The 3,574-nt window shown below is 28.3% G+C and carries 2 protein-coding genes and 1 other RNA gene; 1 reads left to right on the top strand and 2 read right to left on the bottom strand.

Annotated elements, in window-relative coordinates; genetic code table 11:
• The first annotated feature begins 407 nt into the window (after positions 1-407).
• Positions 408-1,400 carry an LCP family protein gene (locus tag RWY47_RS05135; protein ID WP_085282499.1) on the top strand — a complete coding sequence of 331 codons (993 nt, stop codon included), beginning with the start codon at positions 408-410 and terminating at the stop codon, positions 1,398-1,400.
• A 198-nt stretch (positions 1,401-1,598) separates the two neighbouring features.
• On the opposite strand, the gene rnpB is transcribed toward RWY47_RS05135, so the two are convergent.
• Positions 1,599-1,936, bottom strand: an RNA gene (gene rnpB / locus RWY47_RS05130) — RNase P RNA component class A.
• Positions 1,937-2,038: 102 nt separating this feature from the next.
• Positions 2,039-2,917: a UTP--glucose-1-phosphate uridylyltransferase GalU gene (galU, locus tag RWY47_RS05125; RefSeq protein WP_142729762.1), complete on the bottom strand. Its 879-nt coding sequence runs from the start codon at positions 2,915-2,917 to the stop codon at positions 2,039-2,041.
• Positions 2,918-3,574: the final 657 nt, after the last annotated feature.

Raw genomic sequence — 3,574 nt, 5'->3', positions numbered from 1 at the left:
TTAAATTCATACACTTTATACTTAATAGATATTTTAAAATATAGTAATGATTTAGAAATTATAAATTAAACATATTTATATTATAATTTCTATTCTAAATATATGATAAGATTTATTTATACGTGTATTTTTATATCTTATACTAATACATTTATTTTGTTTTACTTGTTCATAAATTGGATTCTAAGTTTAGTTGTTTTGAGCTTTTTATTCTTCAAATTCTTTTTTTTACATATTTCAATAGTCTATATTATAATTTATATACTATAATATTTCAATATTGTATATTTTTCTTAGTTTTTTTGTAACTTTTATTAGATTGAATAATTCATATTAATTTAATATAATTAGTTTTGAATTGATTTCAAAAAATACTTAATGTTAATTAACAGAAAGAAGGGATTTAATTGTCTAAATTGAAAAAATTAGTAATAGTTTTACTTTTACTAGTTCTGGTAATTCCTGCTGTAGCATTTGGATATGTTTATTTTAAACTGCACTCGATGTATCAAGGTAATTCAGAAACTAATAAAATTGTTAATGAAACAAATTATAATAAAGTTGAAGGAATTGAAAATATACTTCTAGTAGGGATAGATGCTAGAAATTTAAATGAGCCATCAAGATCCGATTCTATGATGATTCTTACAATAGATAATAAGCATAAGGATATTAAGCTTACATCTTTAGCTAGAGACTCATACGTAGATATTCCTGGTCATGGTAAACAAAAACTTACTCATGCATATGCCTATGGAGGTATAAATTTATTACTTGAAACTATAGAAAAGAACTTTGAATTAGATCTAGATCACTATGCAATAGTTAATTTCTTTGGTTTCGTAGATATAATAGATGCATTAGGCGGCGTTGAGGTAGACGTAAAACAAAGTGAACTTAAAGAATTAAATACTTACATTACAAATGGCCAGGCAATTGATAAAGTTGCTGCAGATAAAAAGGTAGAGACTATAAATGAACCTGGAACTCACAATTTAAATGGATATCAAGCTTTAGCTTATGCACGTATAAGATATAATGATACAGCATATGGAAGAGATAATCGTCAACGACAAATAATAGAAGCAACAATGAAGAAAATGAATGAAGTTTCACCTGTTAAGTATCCATCAATACTTAACTCAGTTTTACCATCTATAAAAACAGATATGAAACCAACTACTATATTAGGATTAGGAACAAGTGTTTTAAGTATAGGTAATTTTGATATAAAAACATTAGAGTTCCCTATTCCTGATGATAACCAGTATGGTTATAGTAATGGAGGCATAATAAGTAAGGAAAAAGGTTGGGTATTACAATTTGACCCTGACAAAAACTTACCTGTTTTACATGACTTTATCTATAATGATAAAATGTTTGATGGTCCACAACAATAAAAAAATAAAACCTATGTTCCTACATAGGTTTTATTTTTTGTTTATTTCAATTTATATTCTTTATTTCATAAATCTAATTTATTAAGTCCTATTCCTATTTTATTTTTATTCACAATATCTTATAAATATAATTACTAGTATATTCATTATTTTATCAAAATAAAAAAACACTAGAAAGTTCTAGTGTTTTTTTATTTTGAATCGAGCAAATCTATAAGCGGAGTTCTGTATTAGATAATCATCTTTCTAGACTCATTGTCACCAATAAGTTCAAGCGGCCTACCAACCGGAGAGTACGAGCAATACTCTGTTTATCCTAACTTGGCCTTGCTCCGAGTGGGGTTTACACAGCCGACTAGTCACCTAGCCGCTGGTGAGCTCTTACCTCACCTTTTCATCCTTACCATCAATGGCGGTTATTTTCTGTTGCACTTTCCTTAAGATCACTCTCACTAGGCGTTACCTAGCACCCTGCTCTATGGAGCTCCGACTTTCCTCGTGTAGCTAATGCTACCCGCGATTATCTGATCTACTCAATATTCATTTTAACAGTGTAAATATATTATCATAATATATTTTATATGTCAATTATTTGTTATATCAATTTTATAATTAAATTCAATTTAAATTTTAGTTTCTTATTTAACCTCTTTAACTACATTTTTCATATAATTCATTAGTCCATCCTTTAAATTATCTCTCTTTAAAGCAAAATCTATTGTTGCTTCTAAAAAACCTAGTTTATCTCCTACATCATATCTTCTTCCCTCAAAGTTATATGCATATATTGCTTCATGTTGAGCTAAGGTTTTTAAAGCATCTGTTAACTGTATTTCTCCACCTTTGCCTGGAGCTTGATTTTCCAAAATTTCAAATATAGCAGGAGTTATTATATACCTTCCTAATATAGCTACATTTGAAGGTGCTTCTTCTACACTTGGTTTTTCAACCATATCCTTTACTTTGTATACTCTATCTTCTATATATTTGCAATCTAATATACCATATTTATCAGTATCTTCTTTAGCAACTTCTTGAACACCTAATATGCTTGTCTTATATTCATCATAAGCATCTATTAATTGCTTAAGGCACGGAGTATCTGAGTCGACTATATCATCTCCTAAAAGTACCGCAAATGGTTCGTCACCTATAAAGCTTTTAGCACAATGTATAGCATGTCCTAATCCTTTAGGTTCTTTTTGTCTTATATAGTGTATATTTACCATGTTAGATATTTCTTGAACCATTTCTAACATTTCAGTTTTTCCTTTTTGTTGAAGTTCTAATTCTAATTCTACTGACTTATCAAAATGATCTTCTATAGATTTCTTGTTTCTACCTGTTATTATAAGTATTTCTTCTATCCCAGAGTTTATAGCTTCTTCTATTATATATTGTAGTGTTGGCTTATCCACTATTGGAAGCATTTCCTTTGGCTGAGACTTTGTAGCTGGTAAAAATCTTGTTCCTAATCCAGCAGCCGGTATTATTGCTTTTTTTACAGTTTTTTTCATTTCGCTACCTCTTTCTGATTCATTTATATATAATAATTGTTTTTATTCACATATTTTAAGTAACTATACTATTTTACACTATTTTAAATTATTTGTCTGTCGTATTTTGTCGTACATACGCATCTACTTATACATAAAATATTTTTTAATACTCTCTATTAATGAATAATATTTTATAGTACACATAAGTAATTGAATTTTACTTTGATTAATATTTACATTATTTGTTATAAAAGTTCATAATTTGAAAAATAGCTTCTCTTTAATTCTATATAAAAAAATGATTATTGTTAAGTTACAATATTGAATCTATTTTAAAGCATCTTCTCTTATTATTTAATTCTATCTCGTATAATCATAATTCTTCTTTATTTTGCACATCAAAAAAAGTGGTTGATACTTAGTTTGTAGCGAAGTGGTCATTCAAAGCATTTTCTCTTATCATTTAATCCACTCTCGCATAAGCGCAATCCTTTTATATTTTCACACAACAAAAAGTGGTTGACATTTAGTTTGTAGCGCAGCGGTCATTCAAAGCATTTTCTCAGCTTTATGATCCAAGCACAAACTAAATATCAACCACCACAAATCCACGTAAAATAAAAAAAGATTACGCGGCTACGTCCTACTCTCCCAGGCAGCTTCCCACCAAGTACC

Origin of the sequence: Paraclostridium sp. MRS3W1 (genome assembly GCF_032465715.1) — a bacterium.
Taxonomy (GTDB): domain Bacteria; phylum Bacillota; class Clostridia; order Peptostreptococcales; family Peptostreptococcaceae; genus Paraclostridium; species Paraclostridium dentum.
The sequence above is the reverse complement of the archived record's forward strand: the minus strand, read 5'-3'. Positions and strand labels throughout refer to the sequence as shown.

Coding starts and splice junctions, on each gene's coding strand:
- galU (WP_142729762.1), bottom strand. CDS start 2,917: ATGAAAAAAACTGTAAAAAAAGCAATAATACCGGCTGCTGGATTAGGA.